The sequence below is a fragment of the Gilvimarinus sp. 2_MG-2023 genome (assembly GCF_030547685.1).
GTDB lineage: Bacteria > Pseudomonadota > Gammaproteobacteria > Pseudomonadales > Cellvibrionaceae > Gilvimarinus.
The window spans coordinates 1-19096 of the sequence record NZ_JAUOQM010000032.1; the positions used below are offsets into that span (position 1 = coordinate 1).

The 19096-nt window shown below is 53.7% G+C and carries 22 protein-coding genes; all 22 read right to left on the minus strand.

What is annotated here, in order from left to right; genetic code table 11:
• Positions 1-221: 221 nt before the first annotated feature.
• The 22 genes from greA to Q4526_RS06770 all read right to left on the minus strand — a co-directional run bounded on the left by greA (position 222) and on the right by Q4526_RS06770 (position 19046).
• The gene (gene greA / locus Q4526_RS06665; RefSeq protein WP_215976156.1) at positions 222-698 is read right to left on the minus strand and encodes a transcription elongation factor GreA; all 477 of its coding nucleotides are present in this window, start codon (positions 696-698) and stop codon (positions 222-224) included.
• The gene (gene carB, locus Q4526_RS06670) at positions 695-3916 is read right to left on the minus strand and encodes a carbamoyl-phosphate synthase large subunit (protein ID WP_215976157.1); all 3222 of its coding nucleotides are present in this window, start codon (positions 3914-3916) and stop codon (positions 695-697) included. The genes greA and carB overlap by 4 nt, the downstream gene beginning before the upstream one ends.
• A gap of 65 nt (positions 3917-3981) precedes the next feature.
• Complete coding sequence (gene carA, locus Q4526_RS06675) at positions 3982-5121, minus strand: glutamine-hydrolyzing carbamoyl-phosphate synthase small subunit (RefSeq protein WP_215976158.1); 1140 nt, start codon at positions 5119-5121, stop codon at positions 3982-3984.
• A 266-nt stretch (positions 5122-5387) separates the two neighbouring features.
• Positions 5388-7067, minus strand: coding sequence for an LTA synthase family protein (locus Q4526_RS06680; RefSeq protein WP_303609563.1), 1680 nt, complete (start codon positions 7065-7067; stop codon positions 5388-5390).
• Positions 7068-7217: 150 nt separating this feature from the next.
• On the minus strand, positions 7218-7376 hold the full coding sequence (locus Q4526_RS06685; protein WP_215976160.1) for a hypothetical protein: 159 nt from the start codon (positions 7374-7376) through the stop codon (positions 7218-7220).
• Positions 7377-7613: 237 nt separating this feature from the next.
• The gene (locus Q4526_RS06690) at positions 7614-8096 is read right to left on the minus strand and encodes a hypothetical protein (RefSeq protein WP_303609564.1); all 483 of its coding nucleotides are present in this window, start codon (positions 8094-8096) and stop codon (positions 7614-7616) included.
• Between the two features lie 188 nt (positions 8097-8284).
• Positions 8285-8431, minus strand: a complete 147-nt coding sequence (locus tag Q4526_RS06695) for a hypothetical protein (protein ID WP_303609565.1) — start codon at positions 8429-8431, stop codon at positions 8285-8287.
• Positions 8432-8523: 92 nt separating this feature from the next.
• The gene (locus tag Q4526_RS06700) at positions 8524-8685 is read right to left on the minus strand and encodes a hypothetical protein (protein WP_215976162.1); all 162 of its coding nucleotides are present in this window, start codon (positions 8683-8685) and stop codon (positions 8524-8526) included.
• Positions 8686-8693: 8 nt separating this feature from the next.
• Positions 8694-9500 carry a 4-hydroxy-tetrahydrodipicolinate reductase gene (gene dapB / locus Q4526_RS06705; protein WP_215976163.1) on the minus strand — a complete coding sequence of 269 codons (807 nt, stop codon included), beginning with the start codon at positions 9498-9500 and terminating at the stop codon, positions 8694-8696.
• Between the two features lie 24 nt (positions 9501-9524).
• Positions 9525-10133 (minus strand): GTP cyclohydrolase II, encoded by a 609-nt coding sequence (gene ribA, locus Q4526_RS06710; protein WP_215976164.1) that lies wholly within the window; start codon positions 10131-10133, stop codon positions 9525-9527.
• 42 nt (positions 10134-10175) lie between these two features.
• Entirely contained in the window at positions 10176-10841 is a 666-nt protein-coding gene (locus Q4526_RS06715; protein WP_303603553.1) for a TIGR02281 family clan AA aspartic protease, read from the minus strand.
• 29 nt (positions 10842-10870) lie between these two features.
• The gene (locus Q4526_RS06720) at positions 10871-11371 is read right to left on the minus strand and encodes a phosphatidylglycerophosphatase A (RefSeq protein WP_215976165.1); all 501 of its coding nucleotides are present in this window, start codon (positions 11369-11371) and stop codon (positions 10871-10873) included.
• 3 nt (positions 11372-11374) lie between these two features.
• Complete coding sequence (gene thiL / locus Q4526_RS06725; RefSeq protein WP_215976166.1) at positions 11375-12349, minus strand: thiamine-phosphate kinase; 975 nt, start codon at positions 12347-12349, stop codon at positions 11375-11377.
• A 3-nt stretch (positions 12350-12352) separates the two neighbouring features.
• Positions 12353-12814 carry a transcription antitermination factor NusB gene (gene nusB, locus Q4526_RS06730; RefSeq protein ID WP_215976167.1) on the minus strand — a complete coding sequence of 154 codons (462 nt, stop codon included), beginning with the start codon at positions 12812-12814 and terminating at the stop codon, positions 12353-12355.
• A complete protein-coding gene (gene ribE / locus Q4526_RS06735; protein ID WP_215976168.1) occupies positions 12814-13281 on the minus strand; it encodes a 6,7-dimethyl-8-ribityllumazine synthase in 468 nt (155 codons plus the stop codon). The genes nusB and ribE overlap by 1 nt, the downstream gene beginning before the upstream one ends.
• A gap of 53 nt (positions 13282-13334) precedes the next feature.
• On the minus strand, positions 13335-14453 hold the full coding sequence (ribBA, locus tag Q4526_RS06740; protein ID WP_215976175.1) for a bifunctional 3,4-dihydroxy-2-butanone-4-phosphate synthase/GTP cyclohydrolase II: 1119 nt from the start codon (positions 14451-14453) through the stop codon (positions 13335-13337).
• Complete coding sequence (locus Q4526_RS06745; protein WP_215976169.1) at positions 14453-15106, minus strand: riboflavin synthase; 654 nt, start codon at positions 15104-15106, stop codon at positions 14453-14455. Before Q4526_RS06745 ends, ribBA begins: the two co-directional genes overlap by 1 nt.
• Before the next feature lie 17 nt (positions 15107-15123).
• On the minus strand, positions 15124-16281 hold the full coding sequence (gene ribD, locus Q4526_RS06750; protein ID WP_215976170.1) for a bifunctional diaminohydroxyphosphoribosylaminopyrimidine deaminase/5-amino-6-(5-phosphoribosylamino)uracil reductase RibD: 1158 nt from the start codon (positions 16279-16281) through the stop codon (positions 15124-15126).
• 17 nt (positions 16282-16298) lie between these two features.
• Positions 16299-16775, minus strand: coding sequence for a transcriptional regulator NrdR (gene nrdR / locus Q4526_RS06755; RefSeq protein WP_215976171.1), 477 nt, complete (start codon positions 16773-16775; stop codon positions 16299-16301).
• Positions 16776-16928: 153 nt separating this feature from the next.
• Positions 16929-17381: a hypothetical protein gene (locus Q4526_RS06760; RefSeq protein WP_215976172.1), complete on the minus strand. Its 453-nt coding sequence runs from the start codon at positions 17379-17381 to the stop codon at positions 16929-16931.
• A gap of 88 nt (positions 17382-17469) precedes the next feature.
• Positions 17470-18210, minus strand: a complete 741-nt coding sequence (gene rlmB, locus Q4526_RS06765) for a 23S rRNA (guanosine(2251)-2'-O)-methyltransferase RlmB (RefSeq protein ID WP_215976173.1) — start codon at positions 18208-18210, stop codon at positions 17470-17472.
• Between the two features lie 71 nt (positions 18211-18281).
• Positions 18282-19046: a S1 RNA-binding domain-containing protein gene (locus Q4526_RS06770; RefSeq protein ID WP_303609566.1), complete on the minus strand. Its 765-nt coding sequence runs from the start codon at positions 19044-19046 to the stop codon at positions 18282-18284.
• Positions 19047-19096: the final 50 nt, after the last annotated feature.

The following is a 19096-nucleotide window of genomic DNA, read 5'->3' on the forward strand; positions in this document are numbered from 1 at the left end:
CGCTGAACGCTGAACGCTGAACGCTGAACGCTGAACGCTGAACGCTGAACGCTGAACGCTGAACGCTGAACGCTGAACGCTGAACGCTGAACGCTGAACGCTGAACGCTGAACAATTTTGCTGCCGCGTCACTCGCCTCTGTCAAGGCCTAACGTTGCATCTTGTTTTTACATTCTGCGTACCGCATTCAGCATTCCGCATCCCGCCGGGGGCTACGCCCCCTAAATATGCTCCACCGAATCAATCTCGTACTCGACGTCACCGCCAGGGGTTTTCACTAACACCACATCCCCTTCTTCTTTGCCGATTAGGGCGCGGGCGATAGGAGAGCTGATTGAGATTTTGTTCTGTTTCACATCCGCCTCATCGTCGCCAACGATACGGTAGGTTTTCTCTTCATCGGTCTCGACATTGACGATAGCAACCGTGGTACCAAAAATTACCTTGCCGGTGTGCGGAATACTTTTCACATCGATCACTTGTGAGTCGGCCAGTTTGCCTTCAATCTCTTGAATACGACCCTCACAGAAGCTTTGTTGTTCACGCGCCGCGTGGTACTCGGCATTTTCTTTAAGATCGCCGTGCTCGCGTGCCTCAGCAATAGCTTCGATAATGCGCGGACGTTGAACTTTCTTCAGCTCTTCTAGCTCGGCGCGCAGGGCATCAGCACCCTCTACCGTCATAGGGTATTTAGTCATTGCGCTGCCTCCTTGTGCAGATCTTGCAAGCGACGAACCTGAATATCTTTTCCTTGCTCCATGGCCATGCACACGGCTTCGCCGCCGGCTAAGGTCGTGGTGTAGTAGACTCTGTGTGCCTCAGCGCTGCGGCGAATAGATGCCGAATCGCGCGTGGCCTGACGGCCCTCGGTAGTATTAATAATCAGATCGATTTCATCGTTCTTAATCATATCGACAATGTGCGGGCGTCCCTCGCCCACTTTATTGACGGTTTCTACCGCCACACCGGCGTCACTCAGCACTTTCGCGGTACCGCGAGTAGCCACCATGGTGAAGCCCAAGCTCAGCAGCTCTTGGCTGACAGCCACGACCCCAGGCTTATCGACATCGCGCACACTGACAAATACTTTGCCGCCGGTAGGCAGTTTGCTGTTGGCGCCCAACTGACTTTTGGCGTAAGCCTCGCCAAAGGTTGCGCCCACACCCATGACCTCACCGGTGGATTTCATCTCGGGGCCCAGAATGGGATCAACTGCGGGGAATTTATTAAATGGGAATACCGCTTCTTTGACGCTGTAATAACTTGGCACAATCTCACTGGTAAAGCCTTGCTCGGCCAGTGAAGTGCCCGCCTGACAGCGCGCAGCAATTTTCGCCAGAGAAACACCCACACATTTGGACACAAACGGCACGGTACGAGAGGCGCGCGGATTGACTTCAATCACATAAATTTTGCCGTCTTGGTAGGCCAATTGAGTATTCATCAAGCCGATCACACCCAACTCCAGCGCCATGGCTTTAACCTGCTCGCGCATTAAGTCTTGCACGTCAGCGGGCAGCGAGTATGGCGGTAGCGAACAGGCCGAGTCACCGGAGTGCACACCACACTGCTCAATATGCTGCATGATGCCGCCGATAACCACTTGCTCACCGTCGGACACCGCATCAATGTCCACCTCAATGGCAGCGCTCAGGAAGTGATCCAGCAGCACCGGTGCGTCTTCGGACACTTGTACCGCCGAGTGCATATAGGTGCGCAGCTCTTCCTCTTTGTACACAATTTCCATGGCGCGGCCACCCAGTACATAAGATGGGCGAACCACCAGCGGATAGCCGACTTTTTCCGCGCTGATCAGCGCTTCTTCCAGTGAGCGCACAATGGCATTGGGCGGCTGCAACAAGTCCAGCTTTTCAATCATCTGCTGGAAGCGTTCGCGGTCTTCGGCGCGGTCGATGGCATCGGGGCTGGTACCAATAATCGGTACACCTTCGGCCTCCAGGGCGCGGGCCAACTTCAGTGGAGTTTGGCCGCCGAACTGCAAGATCACACCCTTAGGATTTTCTTTTTGCACAATTTCCAACACGTCTTCGAGAGTAATAGGCTCAAAGTACAAACGATCGGAAGTGTCGTAATCGGTTGATACGGTCTCGGGGTTACAGTTCACCATAATGGTCTCGTAACCGTCCTCACGCATGGCAAGCGCCGCATGCACACAGCAGTAGTCAAACTCGATACCTTGACCGATACGGTTAGGCCCGCCACCGATAACCAAAATTTTGTCTTTGTCTGTCGGCTCGGCCTCGCACTCTTCATCGTAACTGGAGTACATATACGCGGTAGAGGTGGAGAATTCAGCCGCACAGGTGTCCACGCGCTTGTAGGTCGGGCGGATATTCATGTCGTGACGAGCCGCGCGAACCTTAGCCTCTTTCACCCCAAGCAATAATGCTAAGCGCTTGTCGGAAAAGCCCTTGCGCTTAAGCAGACGTAGATCGTCATAGCTCAGGTCGGTCAGTTTAGCGGCGCGCACTTTTTGCTCCAGCTCAATCAACTCACGGATTTGTTCCAGAAACCAAGGGTCGATACTTGAGGCTTCAAACACTTCGTCCACACTCATGCCCAGACGGAAGGCATCACCCACATACCAAATGCGCTCGGCGCCCGGGGTGTTGAGTTCGCGACGAATACGCGCGGGGGTTTCCTCGGCGTTTAAGTCCAACTTAGACTCAAACCCGGCTGAGCCCACTTCCAAACCGCGCAGGGCTTTTTGCAGTGACTCTTGCAGGGTACGGCCGATCGCCATCACCTCGCCCACCGATTTCATTTGCGTGGTAAGACGGGCATCGGCGTCACCGAACTTTTCAAAGGTAAAGCGCGGTATTTTAGTGACCACGTAATCGATAGACGGCTCAAACGAGGCCGGTGTGGCACCACCGGTAATGTCGTTTTGCAATTCATCCAAGGTGTAACCTACCGCCAACTTGGCCGCAACCTTAGCGATGGGGAAGCCGGTTGCCTTGGAAGCCAAGGCCGATGAGCGCGATACACGCGGGTTCATCTCGATCACAACCAAACGGCCATTTTCCGGGTTAACCGCAAACTGCACGTTAGAGCCGCCGGTTTCCACACCGATTTCACGCAGCACCGCCAGCGAGGCGTTACGCATAATTTGCAGTTCTTTATCGGTCAGAGTTTGCGCCGGCGCAACGGTAATGGAGTCGCCGGTGTGTACGCCCATAGGGTCGAAGTTTTCAATCGAGCAAACGATAATGCAGTTGTCGGCTTTATCGCGCACCACTTCCATTTCGTACTCTTTCCAACCGAGCAACGACTCGTCGATCAACAGCTCATTGGTGGGCGACAAATCCAGGCCGCGGGTACAAATTTCTTCAAATTCTTCCCAATTGTAGGCGATACCGCCACCGGAGCCGCCCATGGTAAACGACGGGCGAATAATGCAGGGAAAACCAAATTCTTTCGGCACTTTCAGCGCCTCGTCCATGGAGTGGACGATTTTCGCGCGCGCACACTCAAGGCCAATGCGCTTCATTGCCTTATCGAACAAGTCGCGGTCTTCGGCCATATTAATGGCCTCTTCTTTGGCACCGATCAACTCGACGTTGTACTTCTCTAAGACGCCGTTTTTGGCCAAATCCAACGCGCAGTTCAATGCGGTTTGACCACCCATGGTCGGCAGCACGACATCCGGGCGCTCTTTTTCAATAATTTTGGCAACGGTTTCCCACTCCACCGGCTCAATATAGGTGGCGTCGGCCATAGCCGGGTCGGTCATGATTGTGGCTGGGTTCGAGTTTACCAGAATCACCCGGTAGCCTTCTTCTCGCAGGGCTTTGCAGGCCTGGGCGCCGGAGTAGTCGAACTCACAGGCCTGGCCAATCACAATGGGGCCTGCGCCCAAAATCAAAATGCTGTTAATGTCGGTACGTTTTGGCATGTCTGTCTCGCTTGGCGAATCGGTTTAAAGGTTGCTCGGTGGTTAGACTGGGCTCAGCCCTTGCGTCACCGTTTCGCGTTTTCCATCAACTCTACAAAGTGGTCAAACAGACCATCGGCATCGTGCGGGCCGGGGCTGGCTTCCGGATGCCCCTGGAAGCTAAAGGCCGGTTTGTCGGTGCGATGAATACCCTGTAAAGAGCCATCGAACAGCGACTTGTGGGTCGCCGTCAAATTAGCCGGCAGGCTCGACTCATCCACCGCAAAGCCGTGGTTTTGCGCCGTGATCATCACCCGGCCAGACTCTAGATCCTGCACCGGGTGATTGCCGCCGTGGTGACCAAACTTCATTTTCGAGGTTTTAGCACCGGAGGCTAGCGCCAGCAGCTGATGCCCCAAACAAATACCGAACACCGGAATGTCGGTTTCGAGAATTTCTTTGATTGCGGCGATGGCATAATCACAGGGCTCCGGGTCGCCCGGACCGTTGGCGAGAAACACGCCATCGGGGTTCATGGCCAAGACTTCGCTGGCGGGGGTTTGCGCCGGCACTACGGTAATGTCGCAGCCGCGATCGGCCAGCATGCGCAGGATATTGCGTTTTACACCATAGTCGTAAGCGACTACCTTAAAGGTGCCCGTCTGTGCATCCGAGTGACCCTCACCCAGCTGCCAGCTGCCTTCGCGCCAGGGGTAAGATGTTTTACAACTCACCTCTTTGGCTAAATCCATGCCTTTAAGGCCCGGGAAGGTCTTGGCCGCTTCCAGGGCTTTGGCTTCATCCACGTCGCCGGCAATAATACAGCCGCTTTGCGCGCCCTTGTCGCGCAACAGGCGGGTCAGACGACGGGTATCGATGTCGGCAATACCCACCACATTCTTGGCCTTGAGGTACTCATCAAGGCTTTGTGTCTGACGGAAGTTGCTGGAGCGGGCCGGCAAGTCGCGGATCACCAACCCTGCCGACCAAATGGTGTCGCACTCTTCGTCTTCCGGCGTGGTGCCGGTATTGCCGATGTGCGGGTAAGTCAGCGTAACGATCTGACGGGCGTAGGAAGGATCGGTCAGAATCTCCTGATAGCCTGTCATGGAGGTATTAAACACCACCTCACCAACGGACAAGCCGTCGGCACCGATGGCAGTACCTTTGAAGACGCTACCGTCTTCAAGGACCAGTAATGCGGGTCTGTGGGGCCCTGTAATCAAGTCAACCTCCTAAAATTTCACTTTCTTTATGCCGAGCGAAGCGACCACACCTGGCGGGTGCGTTAGCGGGGTTACTGCTTCGTCGGAATAATTAAAGCCCGGCCGCAAGTTGCAAAAAAGCGAGATGAAACATCGGGCTTCATCTCGCTTATTTATTCACTGTTCTATGGCGACCACTGGCGCGGCTTGTGGCTAATGCAACTAACCGCGCATTTTAGGCCAAATGAGATGCTTTGTCCAACCAAATTGGACATTTTCGCAACAACTCAGCGGTATAGTTGGCGCGCCCGGAAGTCTCCGAGGGCAGCGCCAACATCAAGCTCCCGCTCTCCCTTAGCCAAGCCGGTGGCCGCCGCCAACTGAGAGTAGTGATCGGTATGCGTCTGACCGGACAACGCCAGAGCCCACAAACCCAACTCATAACTCGCCTCAGGCAGCCAGATGTCGGGCAACTCATAATTGGCAAAGGCCATGGCGGGTGTTTTTTGCTCATAAGGTTTTTTCCCATCCTTAAACTGCAACACCTCAAACATGGGTCTTAAGCCCGGCAAATGATCGCCAAAATAAACTACCAAAGTGGGCCGATCGCGAGTCTCCACAAAGGCTTTGATTTTCTGCATAGCCCGAGCCGAACGCTTGGCATGATAGATATACTGACGCCAGTTATCCAGCAACTTACCTTCTAAGCCCGGCAAAGGCGCTATGGCATCGCGCTCGGCGTTATCGAGTACGTCGCGCTTATCAAACGGCCCGTGCCCTTCCATTGAAATAGTAAAGATAAATTGCGGCTGCTCGGCTTGAGCCAATAACTGCACTACGCTATCTGCGAGCGAATCATCCGAAGGCCAGATTCCGTCTTTGTCGATGTGGGTCATATTTTGGCTGGCAATAAAACGCTCGAAACCAAGCAGAGGCAAAGCGCGATTGCGCTGCCAGAAACCGGCCTTATGCGGATGTATTGCTGTGGTGTTATAGCCCTGCTCGGCTAGCGTCCAGCCGATAGAATTAAACTTGTCGTGCACCACGGCCGCATACGGAAAGCTCTGAGTGCCCAAGGAATGAAAAGGTATACCGGTCAATACCTCGAATTCTGTGCGGGTGGTATTGCCGCCAAAAGTCGGCACCGCGAGAGCGGTGACCAACGAGTCCCGACTCAGCTCGCAGTACTCGGGTACAAACTGGCAAGTGTCCACACCTTGCAGTATCGCCGGATCAAAAAAGCTCTCCGCCAACCAAAGCACAATATCGGGCTTTACTTGCTCAACCTCTAACGGCTGATCCAAGCCATACTGCGCTACTAATTTACCGACCTGCTTATTGTCGTATGGCGGCAAGGTAAAGTGGGCGACCCGGGCACTGGTTACCAACGAAGCTATCAACCCTTGCTTGAGGGCGAGCTCGCTGACAATCCAAGGCTTGGCGCCGTGGGCTGTGTCTGAATAAAGCGAATCGACGCTTTTTTCAGCCTGCGCCAGATAGGTAAAACCTAATAAAGAAACACCCAGCAATGACCAGGATACCGCGTGACGCATAGGCCTCTCGTAATAAAGACCGATGCCAATTAGCATCAACACCAATGCGAACGCGACATAAAACCAAACACTGATGTATTTAGAAGCCAGGGTCCACGCCGACAGCGCTTGCTCAATCAGAAAAATATCGGGGAAAGTCACCGGCTCCCCCAAGTGGCTAACTTTGGCGGCATTGGCGGCAAAAACCATAAACATCAATGCCAGCGCTAAAATAAGGGCGACCAACGGACGGCGCGTCAAGCCCAGCGCAGCCAAGTATGCCAAGCTAACCGGCAGCATGTTGGCCGTCAATTTAAGTCCGCTTTCGTCCCACGCCACCGAACCATCAACCAGCACAACACTGACCGCTAACAGCAACAAAGCACAAGCGATAAAACCACAACGATAAAACAAGTGCGACTTTCGCAACAACACAAGACTCCTTTCTCACAAAAAAAATTTGGAAGGCGTAACAATAGAACGCGCGCAGCGCGCGACGGGGACACTTTAACTTAACTTGAGAGCGGGAATTGTAACGAATTTGTAACAACAAAAACAGAGTACAGGCGCACAGAGCGCGCCCTATTAAAGCTGATTGTGTGGCACTAGTATTTCATCCACCGAACGATAACGCTCGCGCAACTTCTCACCCAACACCACCGCAAAGCCAAAACTTAAGTGATACTTATCATAGGCGAAAGGCTCACGACCAGCATAGGCCGAGCAACTTGATGCATTACACATCAAATCAAACTTATTAACGTAGTATACATCGGCAAGTGCCGTTATAGCCCGATAATTTTCTTCTTGCCGGCGGCGGACTTCGGTCGCGCGTAAGCAGGAAATATACTCAGGTTTGCTGAAAACCTGTAAATTTTGCTCAGTTTCTATGTAATAGGAGAAATCCTGCTTAAGGTTAAAATATCCGCCTAACAGAATAACTTGGATCTCGGGATTATGGCGCAGAATTTGTGCAACAACCTAAAACTCAATCGCCTTATTGCGGGCAAAAGATTTGTTGGAGCTCAGTACAATGTAATCTAAACGGCGGGAAAATTCTGGTGAGGCGAGTTGCTGCAGTCGTTTTACACACAGCTGATCATCAGGCCTCAATGCGTCAATATTTTTTATAAACTCCTCGCAACCGTTAACCGTGCCAAAGGGAATAATATTGTGCTGCTCATTAGCGTAGGCTGTGCGCCAAATATTATAACCGTCCGGTTCGTGTGAATTACCAAATACAAAGGCTTGGGTAGGCGCCTCTAAGTGATAGCGACCAGAATTATCTAGAGTCAGCAGGTTGCAACCATCAGCCAACCACTTAAAGCGCCGACTCTTGCCCTCACTGATCGCCTCAAGTGTTAGCGTTTGCGGCTTTCCTAAAGGGTTGCCGTGTGTCATCCAGGTAACAGCGCACACACTGAGTGTGACCAAGCCGATACAGGCCCAGCACCGACAATACATTACGCACCAATACAGGTAGCATTCGCAGCGGACAATAAACAGCCAAAGCACCGATAACAAACTCGAAGGTTCGAAGCGGCACCCAATAAAACGCGGTGAACGCCTTTTCCATTGCCAAAAACCACTGGCTGGCCAAATTAAATAAAACTGCTCTTCAACATTCAATGACCAAGTGTGCAACAAGGGTTTTAAATGCGCGTCCAGGTCAAAAAGCCAGATTCAAACCAAAATAAAATATTGGAGACAGACAACAGAGAGGTTACGGCGGCCTTTACCGTCATCAATAAGTGTTCGGGCGTCAGAATAAACACCGATGCGGCCAGTGTGGCCAACACCGTTACATCAGTGCCGGAGCCAATCGTTTAAAGCGCCGCGCGTAAAAGCGTTTAAAGGAGAATCGCTCTGCCGCTATATATATCGCTGAATATTAGCGGTAGTTAAAAACCCGAAGATGACAAAAAAACACATCAACCCCGGCATAACCACCGGCTAACCAGCTCGCATCGATATGGAAGAGTATTACCCCTAATACTGCAAGCGCACCCAGGCCGTCTATTTCGGGAAGATAGCCTATATGTTTAGGCAGCACAGTTTAGCTCACTTGAGGTTTAACACATCCTGCATGTCATAGAGCTTTGGCTCTTGAGTCAGCAACCAACTGGCCGCCCGCACCGCGCCATTACCAAACGCCAAACGGCTGGAGGCTTTATGGGTAATTTCCACCCGCTCGCCATCGGCCAAAAACATAACCGTGTGCTCGCCCACTACATCGCCGCCGCGCACCGTGGCAAAGCCGATGGTGTCGCGCTCGCGCTCGCCGGTAATGCCCTCGCGACCATAGACGGCCACCTCTTTTAAATTGCGCCCGGTGGTGTCGGCAATCACCTCCCCCATGCGCAACGCGGTGCCTGAAGGCGAATCGACTTTATGGCGATGATGCGCTTCGACAATTTCGATATCGGATTCGGCCGCCATCACACGCGCAGCGGTTTCCAATAATTTAAAGCAGAGATTGACACCGGTGCTAAAGTTCGCCGCCAAACACAGAGGAATTTGCGCTTGATAAGACAGCAGCTGCTCTTTTTCGGCATCGCTAAAACCGGTAGTGCCAATCACCATGGCTTTGCCGTGCTCGGCACACAGGGCCGCATTAGCAAGCGTAGCCTCGGGCGTGGTGAAATCAATAATGGCATCGAACTGATCGACCACATCAGCCAGGCTGTCCGTTACGATCACACCGATTTTACCTACACCGGCAAGTTCACCAGCATCCGCACCCACCAATGAGCTGCCCGGGCGCACAATCGCCGCGGCCAATTGCGCCGAGTCTGATTTAACGGTTGCTTCAATTAAAATTTTTCCCATGCGGCCGGCGGCGCCGGTCACGGCAATACGTGTCGCCATTGTGTTACCTTTTACTCATTCGTCTTATATTAATTCGTCGTTCTCATCTTCAAACAGATGACCCAGCTTGCCTTTTTTCGTTTCCAAATACTTGGCATTGTGCGGGTTGCGCCCGGTTTGATGGGGAATACGTTCAACCACTTTCACCCCCATATCTTCCAATGCTTTTACCTTGCGCGGATTGTTGGTCATCAGTTTAAGCGCATCGATGTTCAGGTGCGACATCATTGGCCTGAGAATACTGTAATCGCGCATATCCGCACCAAAGCCCAATTGTTCGTTGGCCTCAACGGTATCGGCACCGCAATCTTGCAGGTGGTAAGCCTTTACTTTATTGAGCAGACCAATGCCGCGCCCTTCTTGACGCAAATAAAAGATAGCACCGCGCCCGACAATAGACACCTTGTGCATCGCCGCTTGCAGTTGTGGGCCACAATCACAGCGCATACTAAACAGGGCATCGCCAGTTAAACACTCGGAGTGCACCCGGGCTAATACCGGCTCTTCCGAATCGATATCCCCCATCGTCAGTACAACGTGCTCTTTATCGAGCCCACTGTCGGCGAAGCCATGCATAACAAACATGCCCCAGGGGGTCGGCAATTTGCAAGATTCAACAAATGTTACTGTCACCAAATATTCTCTATTGATTCTCTCGGGCCTAAGCCCTGCGTATTACAGGCGCGATTGTAAAACCAGCACCCCATTCTCCGTGCGCATATCCACCAACCCCAAATAACTGTTGCCCAGTAAAATGGTGCGCGGAGATGTGCCGGGTATTACCACAGCCTCTACATGTTTTACCTCAACCAGCCCGACCGACACACTGTCGAGCCAAAGGCTATAGGCCGAAGCGACACCGTTAGCGGTCGAAACCTGCATGGGTTCACCGGCCAGGTAATTGATGCCCAGCTGCTCGGCATGTTGCCCGCTCATGGCAACGGTAGTGGCGCCGGTGTCGACCATAAATTCCACCGTTAAACCATTGATGCGTCCGGAAGTCGAATAGTGCCCACCCTCTCCACTGCTGATGCGCACCTCAACCATTTCGGTCTCGGTAAAGCTTGTTGCAATTCGACGCTGCAGGGTTAAGTTGTAGGTTTCCCCTTGATACTCCACCTCGGCGCCAGTGCGCGAGGAGCGAATCAAGGTGACGCCCTCCGGGCTGGTTTGGCCCGCGCGCAGCATACGCTGCTTGCCGTCAATCTCTATTAATGCGGTGTCTTTAGCTAGCATTTGCGCCGATATATCGGCCCCAACCGCAAGCTGTGACAACCCCAAAACGCAGCCCACAATCATTACCTGAGCCATACGCTTTAGAGCAAAATCAAATGTACACATAGCAATCCCTCCGCTGGCAAATTTCCTTATCACGCAAAATACGCCCAACCCCAAACGCACAACTGCATCGCCAAGAGGGCGTAAAGCGCGGCTAGCACATCGTCAATCATAATGCCCAGCCCACCGCTGACCTTTTTATCGGCAAAGGACACCGGCCAGGGTTTGGCAATATCAAACAGACGAAATAAAACAAAACCTAAAACAATCCAGCCCCAGCCGGCGGGCGCCCAGAGCATGGTAATCCAATAGCCAATGATTTCATCCCAGACAATCCCTGGATGATCGTGCACGCCCAGTGCCCGGGAGCTGCGATCGCACCAGTAAACACCAACCGCAAAGCCTACGATTATCACGGCAATATACAGTGCTAAGGGTAAATCACTGATTAACCAGTACAGCGGAATCGCCGCTAACGTACCGAAGGTGCCCGGTGCTTTGGGGGCCATGCCCGCGCCAAAACCAAAAGCAAAGAAGTGGTTGGGATTGGTGTACAACTGGCGCCAGCTGGGTTTGGGGAGTGAGTTAGTCATAATTTAAAAGTGCTGATATCCGGTTATTGAACTTTGGTAGACATCGCCTTGCCACTGGCAATGAACACCCGCACCACTGACAATACGTCCGATCACTGTCGCCTCCAGTTTGCCCTCGGCTTGCAACATCGCAAGGGCTGGCATATTCTCGGCCGCCACGGTAAAGACCAGCTCGTAATCATCCCCACCGGAGGTGGCAAGTCGCACCGCATCGCTTTCGCCTGCTTCTGCCAGCGCTGCACTCATGGGTAGCTGATCTAAATCCAGTTCGGCGGCGACATCGCTGGCCTGACAAATATGATTTAAATCGGCCAGTAATCCGTCGGATATATCTTGAGCGCTGTTGGCTATTTTGCGCAACAGCTGCCCTTCTGCGACTCTCGGACTGGGCCGATAATAACGGTCGCGCAAATAGTCACTGCGGCTATCGGTGCTGTCGTCGTCCAAAACGGCCAATGCGGCGGCGGCATCGCCCAAGCAGCCTGTCACTAACACAAAGTCTCCGGGCTCGGCTCCGTCGCGGCGCAGCGCCTCGGCAGGCGGTACCTGACCCAGCATGTGAATACCCACCGACAACGGACCCTGCGTGGTATCACCACCAATCAGCACACAACCGAATTGTTTGGCGCAGGCTTTTAACCCACGGCTAAAAGTCGCCACCCAGTCGCGGCGGCACTCACTGTCCCATTCGCTCGGCAAGGTCAGTGATAAGGTAAACCACTGGGGCTCGGCCCCCATAGCGGCCATATCACTTAAATTAACGCGCAAACTGCGCTCGGCGATCAAGTCCGCAGGCGCAGTCGCCGGGAAATGCACATCGGCCACCAAGGTATCGGTGGCAACCGCGAGGTGTTGCTCCACCGATGGTTGAATCAGAGCGGCGTCATCACCAATTCCCAGCAATACCGAGTCCGGCAATATTTCATCCGGCGCTGGTTTCAGGTAGTGATTGATAAGCTCAAATTCGCCGGCCGCCACAACTTATCTCTTATTGCGATTGGCGGACACTTCCAGCCCGCGCGTTTGCTCGGCGGCGCGATCGAGAACACCGTTCACAAATTTATGGCTGTCGGTGGCGCCGAATTTTTTCGACAGTGCTACCGCTTCGTTAATCACTACTTTGTAGGGCACATCGATGCGGTACTTCAACTCGTAACAAGCCAGACGCAACACCGCTTCGGTGACTGGGTCCAGCTCTTCATCGTTGCGATCTTGCAGGTGCGGCGAGTAAATGGCCTGCACCTCATCAAGCCGCGCTGGCACCTGATGCAATATTTCATGAAAATAAGCGACGTCGACATTTTTCATGTCGTATTCAGTGCGAAAGGACGCCTCGATAATATTGACGCTATTGCCGGACATCTTCCACTGATACAGCCCTTGCACGGCATAGTGCCTAGCTTTGCGTCGGGCCGATGGTGAAACATTATTGCCGTCTGTCATTACACTTTACCCAACAGAGAAACCATTTCGAGTGCGGTGGAAGCCGCCTCAACACCTTTGTTGCCCGCTTTAGTCCCTGAGCGTTCGATGGCCTGCTCGATGGTGTCGACCGTTAACACACCAAAGGTGATGGGTACACCGGCGTTGAGCGACACTTGCGCTAAGCCTTTGGTGCACTCACCCGCGACGTAATCAAAATGCGGGGTGCCACCGCGAATCACCGCGCCTAGGGCGACAATGGCATCGTACTTGTTTTTGGCGGCAATCTTTTGTGCCACCAACGGAAACTCAAACGCACCCGGTGCGTAATAAACAGTAACCTGATCGTCACTGATACCGTGCCGACGCAAGGTGTCCAGTGCGCCGTCTTTTAGGCTCTCTACCACAAAGCTGTTCCAGCGGCTGACAATCAGGGCGTACTGCCCACTAGAGGCGGAAAAATCGCCTTCGATGACATTTATACTCATAGTTCTCTCACTTACGGTTCAATTCAATTCGTTTTTGCGACATTCGAGTCGGTTTAATTGCTTTCTGGGCTGACGTAGTCCACCACTTCCAAGTCAAAGCCCGACAGCGCAGAAAAGCGCATCGGGGCCGACATAACCCGCATTTTGCTCACGCCCAGGTCGCGCAAAATTTGCGAGCCGGTGCCCACCTGTTTGTACACCACATCGGGACTGCGGCGCTGCTGACGACCAGACAACAACCAGTCGATCGACTCTTCTACGTCGCTGGTACACTCATCGTGGCAAATTAACACCAAAACACCACACCCCTGCTGGTTAATATGCTCCAGTGCGCCGCCGTAGGTCCAGGAACTCGCGCCATCGGTGGCGGGCCGTTTAATGGCGAGCAAATCGCGGGCGGTATCCATCACATGCACGCGTACCAACGTCGGCTCATCCGGTGTTATCTCGCCTTTAACCAAGGCAAAGTGCAAGTCGCCGCGCGCGGTATCGCGGTAGGTATGCAGGGCAAAATCGCCGTATTGGGTTTGCACCGAGCGCTGATTAATACACTCCACTGTCTGCTCTTTGGTCGCGCGGTAGTGAATCAGCTCGGCGATGGTGCCAATTTTTAAGCCGTGAACTTTGGCAAACTCTTCCAGCTCAGGGCGGCGTGCCATGGAACCATCTGGGTTCATAATCTCGACAATCACCGCGGCGGATTCGAACCCCGCCATACGCGCCAAGTCACAGCCGGCCTCGGTATGACCTGCGCGGCTCATCACCCCACCGGGCTGCGCCATAATCGGGAAGATATGCCCCGGCTGCACAATATCGGCAGGTTTAGCATCACCCGACACCGCTACACGCACAGTGCGCGCCCGGTCAGCCGCGGAAATACCCGTGGTAACGCCTTCGGCCGCCTCGATAGAGGTAGTAAAATTAGTCGAGTGTTTGGCTTTATTGTCCTGCACCATTAACGGCAAGCCCAGCTGGGTGCAGCGCTCGGGGGTTAGGGTCAGACAAATAAGGCCGCGTGCATGGCTGGCCATAAAATTGATATCTTCGGCCCGCACCTGCTCGGCCACCATAATCAGGTCGCCTTCATTTTCGCGGTTTTCATCGTCCATTAAGATAATCATTTTGCCTTGGCGCAGATCATCCAATAATTCGTCTACAGTATTTAATTCCATCACTTATTAAAGCCGTGTTCGGTTAAAAATGATTCGGTAATGCCATCGCTGGCAGCGGCTGCGTCCCCTTGCAGTAGACGCTCAAGATAGCGCGCCAGTACATCCACTTCCAGGTTCACCAGACTGCCGGCCTGATAACTGGCCATAATCGTTTGCGCCAGAGTATGGGGCACAATATTGAGCTCAAAGGTGCAACCTTCAACCTTATTGACGGTAAGGCTGGTGCCATCTACCGTAATCGAGCCCTTGTGGGCAATATATTTCGCCAAGGCTTGCGGCGCCCGAATGGCAAAGCGCTCCGAGCGGGCGTCTGGCTGGCGGCTGACCACCTCGCCCACACCATCGACATGGCCACTGACGATATGACCACCTAAGCGGGTGGTAGGCAACAAGGCCTTTTCTAAATTAACCCGCTGGCCCACGCGCCATTGTTCGATGGTGGTCAGAGCCAAGCTTTCGCGCGAGACATCGGCGCGGTAGCCATCGCCTGGCAACTCCACCACGGTCAAGCATACGCCGTTAGTGGCGATGGAATCACCTAACGCCACATCAGTTAAGTCCAGCTGGCCGGTGCGAATATAGAGGCTAATATCACCACTTTTAGGGGTGATGGCTGCTATTTCGCCGACCGCTTCAATAATTCCTGTAAACACACTTTCGCCTTAGTCGCTTAAGAGTCAAAATCCGGAACCGCGGTAATCCGCCAGTCCTGGCCGATGGCCCGCATATCTTTAATGTCCAGCGGCAACTGCCCCGCCATGGCATCGATTGGCAGATCAAACAACCCGCGCGCTTTGTTACCCAACAACTTGGGTGACATATAGATAACGAGTTCATCTAAAAGCCCTAAACGCAGGAAGCTGCCCGCCACTTTGGCGCCTGCCTCAACCAACACCTCGTTGATCTCGCGCTTGGCCAATTCTTGCACCACCGCCAGCGGACTGACCCGACCCTCGCGCGCAGGCAACACCAAGTGCTCGACATGATCGGGCCAACCGGCCGGATCAACTTCTTCGGTGTGTATCAGCAGTATAGGCGAGGTAATTTGCACCAGTGGCGCATCCGGGGTTAACCGACCGGTGGAGTCCAGAATTACTCGCAGCGGCTGGCGAATATCGCCCTCAGCTGGGGCCTCCAACCAATCTTCCCGGCGCACCGTCAACGAAGCGTTGTCCAATAATACGGTGTCCACACCAGACAAAATCGCGCAACTGGCGGCGCGCAGGCGCTGCACATCCTCGCGCGCGCGCCGGGCGGTAATCCACTGGCTTTCGCCGCTAGCCATTGCCGTGCGGCCATCCAGGCTCATGGCCATTTTGCAACGTATAAAGGGACGGCGGCGCGTCATACGACGCACGAAGCCGCGGTTAAGTGCCAGAGCTTCATCTTCCAACACTGGGCCGGCAACCGGAATGCCGGCCTCAGCAATCAATTCGAGCCCACGACCCGCCACTTGTGGATTGGGATCCTCCATGGCATAGACGACGCGAGCGATGCCGGCGTCGATAATCGCTTGGGCACAAGGGCCGGTGCGGCCGGTGTGACTGCAAGGCTCTAGCGTGACGTAACAAGTGGCGCCGCGGCACGCCTCGGCGCGCGCGCTCAGCGAGTCGGGGGCGAGCCCGGCCTGTGAACAGGCATCGCGCATCGCGTTGATTTCGGCGTGGTGATCACCAGCACGCTGGTGCCAGCCGCGACCAATTACTTGACCGTCGCGCACCAAAACGCAACCGACCGCCGGATTGGGGGTTACGGTATAAATACCACGGCGAGCGAGGCTAAGCGCCTCGGCCATGTAGACGCTATCATTCATGTGGGGGTTCGTCATACTTCAGAGCCTAGACCCTAGGGCGTATCGAGCGAGTCCCGCTCCTGCCCCTCAAGGCGGTCAATCTCTTGGCGGAACTCGTGCAAGTCTTTAAAGCTGCGATAGACCGAGGCGAAACGCACATAAGCGACTTCATCTAGGTTGCGCAACTCATCCATTACTTTTTCACCCAGTCGGCGCGATTTAACTTCGCGCTCGCCGGTGGCTTGTAGAAAGTGCTTAATATTAGCAATCGCGGTTTCAATGGCCTCAACCGACACCGGACGCTTTTCTAAGGCGCGCTGCAGGCCTGCACGAAGCTTAGCCTCATCAAAAGGCTCACGAGTGCCATCTTGCTTGATGATACGTGGCATCACCAATTCGGCAATTTCGTAGGTGGTAAAGCGCTCGTGACAAGCGAGACACTCACGTCGACGACGCACCTGATCGCCCTCGGCGACTAAGCGGGAATCGATAACTTTGGTTTCTTCGGCGCTGCAAAACGGACAGTGCATGAAAAGGCCTCACTTGGCGCAAGTTGCGCGCATATTAGCACAAAAGTTCGGCATTCTTAATTCTTTTAGTTGTCTGCTCTGTACCCCCACCCCACCCCAAAAACGATAAAAACCGCCCTGAGGCGGTTTTTATTTCGAATCTGGCCTAATTACTTAAGAGGGATCGTCCGCAGCAGCGGGGGCAGACGTCATTTGCTGCATCGCATTGTTGTAGCCAGACACTTTCACCCAGTAAACAATCCACAGAATCAGTGATGCCAAACCGAGAAACATACCCAAAATCGGAATTAAAGTAAGCAGCGCAAAAATTGTGTAGAGCAAACCGATGGTTTTAGCGCCTTCAGAAGGGTCGGGGGTGCCATTTTCGGTGTGTTTATTGTTAATGGCCTCTGACACTTTTAAGACAGTGAAGATAATCCAACCCATGTTAAATAACGGAATCAGGTTTAACCACACCAAACCCGGCTCCATTTTGCGGTTTTGCGGTCCGGCCAAACGCAAAGCTTTGGACAAGCTCAGCATATACAACACAAAAATGACAATGAATATCAGCAGAAAAACCAGCCCAACACCACCAAACAGCATTCCCATCGCATCATTATTCATATTATTCTCCAAATCCTTATTACATTTTTTTTGTCAGAGATGACCGAACTATTTTTACCAATATCCCGTTCAAGGGCAAGCAAAAAACCTACATCCGCTGGCGCATGGCCTCAAACAAAAACACCCCAGTGGCGACAGACACATTTAAGCTGCTGACCGTGCCCGCCATGGGAATTTTCACCAAGCCGTCACAGGTCTCGCGGGTTAAACGGCGCAACCCGGCACCTTCGGCGCCCATCACCAATGCCAGCGGACCGGCTAAGTCGGCACTATAAATGGTATCGGTGGCCTCACCTGCAGCGCCTTTGACCCAAACACCACGCTCTTTAAGTTTGGTCAACGCACGAGCCAAGTTGGTTACAGGAATAAAAGGCACCACTTCGGCGGCGCCGCAGGCCACTTTGCGCGCTGTGGGGTTAAGGCTCGCGGCGTTGTCTTTGGGAGCAATCACCGCGTGCACTCCGGCCGCATCGGCCGAGCGCATACAGGCGCCTAAGTTATGCGGATCAGTCACACCATCGAGCACCAGAAAAAAAGGTGGCTCGTCTAAGGTGTCGAGCAGCTCGTACAAGTAATGCTCGTCGTATTGCTTGCCCGGACGGGCCAAAGCAATCACCCCCTGGTGATTGGCGTCGGCCGCCAGTGCATCCATTTTTTTGCGCGAGGCCTCTTCAATGGCAATGCCATTTTGCCGCGCCAAGCCCAACAGCTTTTGCACCCGCTGGTCGCTGCGCCCCTGCAGCACCATCAAGCTCAGCACTCGCTCGGGCTGACTTTTTAACACGGCCTGTACGGCATGCACGCCGTACAACGTTTCTGATTTACTCACGTTCTTCTACCTCAGAGGCGGGGTTGGGCCCGCCGTATCTATCTTTCCAAAACAGCATGGCATTGGTGCGTCTAAGGCTTCTTTTTAAAGCGCGCCAGCGTTTTCTTAAATCCAGCTGCTGCCTTCGCAAGTAGAGATCGGTTCTTTTGCGCTGCAGGTTTTTGCGTCGATCGAACCTGCGAATTTTGCGCCTGTGAATCAGCTTGCGAGCCGGCGTTAGAGCCATTTTTCGATCTCCTCTTGCGTGGCTTGGGGGCATCTCCCGCTTTGTGCCGCGATTTGTGACCGCCATTAGAAGCGGGACTGCGTCCACCCTTTCCTGACTGCCCCTTACCTCGACCCTTACCTTTACTGGCCGGCGCCTTGCTGGCCCGACGTTTGTTTTTAACCGACTCCAGCTCAAAGTCAATTTTGCGTTCGTCCAGACTGACCCGCACCACGCGCACCGAGAGCTCATCTCCCAAACCAAATACTTGGCGAGTGCGCTCACCCACCAAACGGTGCTTGGCAGCATCAAAACGGTAGTAATCGTGTGGCAGTGAAGTTACATGGATTAATCCATCCACGTAAATATCCACCAGCTCAACAAACAAACCAAAGCCTGTCACTGAGCTGACTACGCCCTGGAATACATCGCCGACTTTGTCTTGCAGATATTCACACTTAAGCCAGCTGACTACATCGCGTGTGGCCTCATCGGCGCGGCGCTCAGACAGTGAGCAGTGCTCCCCCAACGCCACCATGGCAGGCACATCGTAGGGGAATATTTTTTCCACCGGAATAGGTTTAACACCCTCAACCCGCACCACGTGTTTGGACTCGGCCTGCGAGCGCACTACCGAGCGTATGGCGCGGTGACCAGCAAGTCACCGCGCCATACGCTCGG